Source organism: Actinomycetota bacterium, assembly GCA_036280995.1.
GTDB lineage: Bacteria > Actinomycetota > CALGFH01 > CALGFH01 > CALGFH01 > CALGFH01.
The window spans coordinates 1-6,326 of the sequence record DASUPQ010000511.1; the positions used below are offsets into that span (position 1 = coordinate 1).

Genomic DNA, 6,326 nt, shown 5'->3' on the forward strand with positions numbered 1-6,326 from the left:
GAGGGGAGCGACTTCAGCGAGGCGTCACGGGCGCTGGAGTTCGACTTCAACGCCGACGTCGCCCGCAACCTGGGCTGCCCGGTGCTGCTGGTGGTGCGGGGCCGCGACCGGTCGGTCGAGCGGGTGCTGGAGGTCGTCCAGTTGGCCCGGGGGTCGCTCGCCGGGAAGGGCTGCACGATCCTGGCCACCGTCTGCAACCGGGTCGACCCGGCGATCATGGAGGAGCTGCGGGTGCGGGTCGCCGAGGTCGTCGGCGACGAGCCGGCCTATGTCCTGCCCGAGGTCCCGGAGCTGGCCGCGCCCACCGTGGCCGAGGTGGCCAGGGCGCTGGCGGCCGAGTTCCTGCGGCCGCTGCGGGGGGCCGAGGAGCCCAGCGCCCGGCGTGAGATCGGCAACGTGATCGTTGGCGCCATGAGCCTGCCCCACTTCCTGGACCACATCCGCGACGGCGACATGATCATCACCCCGGGCGACCGGGCCGACCTGATCGTGGGCAGCCTGGCCTCGCGCTTCTCCGGGACCTACCCGAACATCGCCGGGCTGGTGCTGACCGGGGCGCTGCTGCCCGAGCCGTCGGTGCTCAAGCTGATCGACGGGCTGGGCGGCGCGGACCTGCCCGTGCTGGCCGTGGCCACCGACACCTACCGGACGGCCGCCACCGTGGCCGGGGTCCGGGGGGTGCTCACCCCCGAGAGCGAGCGCAAGATCGCCGCCGCCCTCGGGGTGTTCGGCTCCCACGTCGACCGCCAGGGGCTGCTGAGCCGGCTCGCGGTCACCCGGACCGAGCGGGTGACCCCGCTGATGTTCGAGCAGCGGCTGGTCGAGCGGGCCAAGGCCGACCGCCGCCACCTCGTGCTCCCCGAGGGCGGCGACGACCGGGTCCTGCAGGCGGCCGAGCAGGTGCTGCTGCGCGGCATCGCCGACCTCACCGTCCTCGGCGACCCCGACGCCATCAAGCACCGGGGCGCCTCCCTCGGCCTGGAGCTGGACGGCCTCCGGGTGGTCGACCCGCAGCTGTCGGAGTGGCGCCAGGACTTCGCCGACACCTACTACGAGCTGCGCCGCCACAAGGGGGTGGCCCGGCCGGTGGCCGAGGACCTGATGGCCGACGTCTCCTACTTCGGCACCATGATGGTCCACAAGGGGCTGGCCGACGGCATGGTGTCGGGGGCGGCCCACACCACCGCCCACACCATCCGGCCGGCGTTCGAGTTCATCCGCACCAAGCCCGGGACCTCGATCGTGTCCAGCGTGTTCCTCATGCTGCTGGCCGACCGGGTGCTGGTCTACGGCGACTGCGCGGTGGTGCCCAACCCCAACGCCGAGCAGCTGGCCGACATCGCCGTCGCCTCGGCGGGCACGGCCGCCCAGTTCGGCATCGAGCCGCGGGTGGCGCTGCTCTCCTACTCGACCGGGGAGTCGGGCGCGGGCAGCGACGTCGAGAAGGTCCGCCAGGCGACGGCGATCGCCCGCGAGCGCCGGCCCGACCTCCTGATCGAGGGGCCGATCCAGTACGACGCGGCCATCGACCCCGAGGTCGCCCGGTCCAAGCTGCCCGACAGCCAGGTCGCCGGCCGGGCCACCGTGTTCGTCTTCCCCGACCTCAACACCGGCAACAACACCTACAAGGCGGTGCAGCGCTCGGCCAACGCGGTCGCCGTCGGGCCGGTCCTCCAGGGCCTGCGCAAGCCGGTCAACGACCTGTCCCGCGGCGCCCTGGTCGCCGACATCGTCAACACCGTGGCCATCACCGCCATCCAGGCCCAGGGGACCGGGGATGCCTAGAGTCCTTGTCGTCAACACCGGCTCGTCGTCCATCAAGTACCGGCTGTTCGAGATGGACGGGCCCAAGGTGCTCGCCTCGGGGGTGGTGGAGCGGATCGGGGAGGCCGGGTCGAAGCTGACCCACCGGGCCGGCGAGGCCGAGCCGCTGGTGGTGGAGGAGCGGGTGGCCGACCACTCCGAGGGCTTCGAGCGGGTGTTCCGGGCGTTCGAGACCGCCGGCGAGCCCGTCGGCGAGCTGGCCGGGATCGGCCACCGGGTCGTCCACGGCGGGGAGCGGCTCACCGCCCCGACCCTGATCGACGACGCCACCGTCCAGGCCATCGCCGACCAGTCCCCCCTGGCCCCGCTGCACAACCCCAGCAACCTGCTCGGCATCCGGATCGCCCTGGCCAGCTTCCCCGACACCCCGCAGGTGGCCGTCTTCGACACCGCCTTCCACCAGACGATGCCGCCCCGCGCCTCCCGCTACGCCCTCCCCTCCGACGTGGCCGGCGAGCTGCGCATCCGCCGCTACGGCTTCCACGGCACCTCCCACGCCTACGTCTCCCGCAAGGCGGCCGAGCACCTGGGCCGCCCGGCCGACGAGCTGAACCTGATCACCCTGCATCTGGGCAACGGGGCCAGCGTGGCCGCGGTCGCCGGCGGCCGCTGCATCGACACCTCGATGGGCCTGACCCCCCTGGAGGGGCTGGTCATGGGCACCCGCAGCGGCGACCTCGACCCGGCGGTCGTGTTCTACCTGCACCGCGAGGCCGGGCTGTCCGTCGACGACATCGACGACCTGCTCAACAAGCGCAGCGGCATGCTCGGCATGGCCGGCGCCAACGACATGCGCGAGATCACCCGCCGGGTCGCCGAGGGCGACGAGACGGCCGCCGAGGCCCTCGACGTCTACTGCTACCGCATCCGCAAGTACGTCGGCGCCTACGCCGCCGCTCTCGGCCGGCTGGACGCGCTGGTGTTCACGGCCGGGGTGGGGGAGAACAACGACGCCGTCCGGGCCGGCGTCTGCCAGGGCCTGGAGGGCCTCGGGGTCAACCTGCAGCCCAAGCGCAACAAGGCCCGCTCCGGCAAGGCCCGGACGATCTCGGCCGACGACAGCCCGGTGGCCGTGCTGGTCGTCCCCACCAACGAAGAGCTCGAGATCGCCGAGCAGACCCTGGCCGTGATCGCCGCCGGCTGAGCCCGCCGCGTCCCTGTAACGCACGCGCGAGATTCTGCGTTTCACCCCTTGAATTAGCTGATGCGCTCCACTACCGTCTTGCGGGTTGTTGGCGTTCTGCCTGTTCGGGGTGTCACCCGGTTCTGACACCTCGACACGCTCGGACAGGCCTTCATGGGGGGAGGAGGAGTTCGGGGTGGCGCCCCGGCACTGACCTACGACCAGCGAGCCGGGGCGGCAAGAACGGCGACACAGCCACTAGAAAGCACCTGTCCAACGACGCTCGCTCGCGGTCTGTTCGGCCGCGTCCGGGCGACCGTGTTGCTGGCGTGCCCGGAACTTGCCGGGTCGACCGTCGCCACAACACGCCGTCGTCTGTAGCGGGGCGTTGCACACGCTCCGCACCGGGGGAATTGCAGTGACGACAAGCACCGGTCCAACTCGCTGCCCGCGCGAGAGGTAGGCGGGCATGGCCTTCGGCCGAGCGCAGCGTGCTCGGGAAAGCACGCATGAGAACGGCTACCGACGACAATCATCCGCCACGGTCCAGCATCCAAGGCTGTATCGGGCGCGCGAGGCGGCCGCGGCCGACGAGCCGGGAGGCGGCGCGCTCCACCGCTACCACCACATCGCCAGGGGCTTGGCGGTCTCGGATGCGATCTGTGTCGTGCTCGCCCTGCTGAGCGCCTATTTCCTCCGCTATACCGATCGACCGATGACGGCCGGGGAGATCGCCGTCATCGTCCTCACACCGATCATCTGGGTCGGGGTGTTCCAGGCGTTCGACCTGTACGCCATCCAGCATCTGTCCGCGCCCGAGGAGTTCCGCCGCATCATCGGCGCCTCCAGCGTCGGGGTGGTCCTGCTGGCGCTGAGCAGCTACTGGTCGCACTCGTCCTTGTCCCGGGCCTGGGTGGGGCTTACCTGGGCGGTGGCGCTGGCCCTGGAGTTGCTCACGCGGCGCTGCTGGCGGGCGTGGGCATGGCGCCTGCAGCTGGACGGACGCCTCGCGTTGCGGACCCTTGTGGTTGGCACGTCCTTCGAGGCCAAGCGGCTGGTGGAGATCCTCCGCGCTCCTGGCTCCGGGTTCCTGCCGCTCGGCTATGTCCGCGCCCTCGACGGCGGCCATGCTGTCGGAGGCCCGAACTCGCTGCCTATGCTCGGCGGCATCGACGAGCTCGACCGCCTGGTCTCGGAGCGGGCCGCGGACTGCCTGTTCGTGGCCTCCACCGAGATCAGCCTGGACGAGATGTCCCGCGTCTCGCAGACGGCCCGCAAGGTTGGGATCGAGGTCCGCGTCCTGGCCAACCTCCCCCAGACCCTTACCTCCCGGCTCTCGCTCCTGAAGGTGGGGCCGGCGATCGCGCTGGCGCTGAAGCCGGTGCGCCTGTCGGGACGGCAGGCCATGATGAAGCGCGCCTTCGACCTCGTGGTGGCGTCGACCGCCCTACTGGTCAGCCTGCCGCTGTGGGCGGTCATCGCCCTGGCGATCCGCCTCGACTCCCGCGGCCCCGTGTTCTTCTCCCAGGAACGGGTGACCAAGGACGGCCGCATCTTCCGAATGCACAAGTTCCGTTCCATGCGGACCGACGTCGACGCCAGCCTCGACACGACGAAGCCCTTCTTCAAGCTGCAGTCGGACCCGCGGCTGACCCGCGTCGGCGGCTTCCTCCGCCGCTTCAGCCTGGACGAACTGCCCCAGTTCTGGAACGTCATCACCGGCGAGATGAGCATCGTTGGACCCCGTCCCCTCCCCGCCGATCAGGTGGCCGCGAACTCCGAACTGCTCTCCCCACGGCACGTAGTGCCGGCCGGAGTCACCGGCTGGTGGCAGACCAACGGGCGCAGCAGAGTGACGCCCGAGGAAGCGCTCCGGTTGGACTTGTTCTACATCGAGAACTGGTCACTCGCACTCGACCTGTACGTCGTCTTGAAGACGTTCAGCGCGGTCGTTGGCCGCCAGGGAGCGTACTGACATGGGCGGACCCTCGAGCCCCGTGCCGACGCGCCGCATCCTCGGGATGCGGGTCGACGCCACCAGCTACCAGCACGCGACCGCGGAGATCCTGCGGTGGGGCAGCCTCGGCGAGTCGCGGTACGTCTGCGTCGCCACGGTCAACAACGTGATCGAGGCGTACGACGATCCCGCCTACCACCAGGTGATGGACGGCGCCGATCTTGTGACCCCGGACGGTGTGCCGCTGGTCTGGGCGCTTCGCCTGCTGGGCGTCGACCGAGCGACCCGCGTCTATGGACCGGACCTCACCCCGATGCTGTGTGAACACGCCGCCGCGCTCGGCGTCCCGGTGGGGTTCTATGGAGGCACACCAGCGGTGCTCCACGATCTGACGGCGATCCTCGCTCGCCGCTACCCAGCGCTGCGAGTGGCCTACTCATACAGCCCGCCGTTCCGGCCGCTCACCCCGGACGAGGACCAGCGGGTGGTGGAGAGCATCAACCGATCGGGGGCCCGGCTCCTGTTCGTCGGCCTGGGGGCCCCGAAGCAGGAGCAGTGGATGGCCGCCCACAAGGGGACGATCGGGGCGGTCATGCTGGGAGTCGGCGCGGCCTTCGACTTCCTTGCCGGCAGGAAGCGGCAGGCACCGCAGCCCCTCCAACGCCTCGGCCTCGAATGGCTCTTCCGCCTCCTCCACGAGCCGCGCCGTCTCTGGCGGCGGTACCTGTACCGCAACCCAAGATTCATCGCGCTGTTCGTCCTGCAGTTGACCGGGCGGGGACGGGCTGCCGTACCAGCCCGCCCCTTGGGCATGTCATGACGGGCTGCCACGGGGACATTCCACGAGGACTTCACTCGAAGCTCGTCGCCGACCTCTACCAGCGCTGGCGTCACCTGGTCCACGAGCTGGCCAAGTTCGGCATCGTCGGCGCCGTCAACACCGTCCTCGACTTCGGGCTGGCCAACCTGCTGTATCTGGGCCTGGGCTGGCCGTCCATGGGGGCCAAGTCGGCCTCGGTGGCGGTCGCCGCCACCTCCTCGTTCTTCATGAACCGGCACTGGACTTTCCGGCACCGCGCCCGCACCGGCCTGCGCCGCGAGTACAGCCTGTTCTTCCTGCTGAACGGGGTCGGGCTGCTGATCGCCAACGTCTGCATCCTGGCCGTGGAGCAGGGCCTGGGCAAGACCGGGCCGCTGTGGTTCAACATCGCCCAGCTGGCCGGCCTGGCCCTGGGCATGGTGTTCCGGTTCACCACCTACAAGCGGTGGGTGTTCGTGTCCCCGGAGCGGGCCGCGGCCCGGTCGCTGGCCGAGGGCTCGGTGGCCGAGCTCGACGACGACTCGGCTCAGCCGGCCACCTCGCGGACCGGCATCCCGTCGTAGGGTCGCAGGTGGAGGAGCGCCGCACGCCTAACCTCGGGC

General features: G+C 70.8%; 5 protein-coding genes. All 5 read left to right on the forward strand.

All coding sequences use genetic code 11. The annotated features are described in order from the left end of the window. A partial coding sequence (pta, locus tag VF468_17240; GenBank protein HEX5880037.1) for a phosphate acetyltransferase occupies positions 1 to 1,785 on the forward strand: 1,785 nt, incomplete at its 5' end. Next, on the forward strand, positions 1,778 to 2,968 hold the full coding sequence (locus tag VF468_17245) for an acetate kinase (protein ID HEX5880038.1): 1,191 nt from the start codon (positions 1,778 to 1,780) through the stop codon (positions 2,966 to 2,968). The genes pta and VF468_17245, both read left to right, overlap by 8 nt. Before the next feature lie 448 nt (positions 2,969 to 3,416). Then, positions 3,417 to 4,922, forward strand: a complete 1,506-nt coding sequence (locus VF468_17250; protein ID HEX5880039.1) for a sugar transferase — start codon at positions 3,417 to 3,419, stop codon at positions 4,920 to 4,922. A 1-nt stretch (position 4,923) separates the two neighbouring features. Beyond that, positions 4,924 to 5,724, forward strand: coding sequence for a WecB/TagA/CpsF family glycosyltransferase (locus VF468_17255; protein ID HEX5880040.1), 801 nt, complete (start codon positions 4,924 to 4,926; stop codon positions 5,722 to 5,724). Then, complete coding sequence (locus VF468_17260; GenBank protein ID HEX5880041.1) at positions 5,721 to 6,287, forward strand: GtrA family protein; 567 nt, start codon at positions 5,721 to 5,723, stop codon at positions 6,285 to 6,287. The genes VF468_17255 and VF468_17260 overlap by 4 nt, the downstream gene beginning before the upstream one ends. Positions 6,288 to 6,326: the final 39 nt, after the last annotated feature.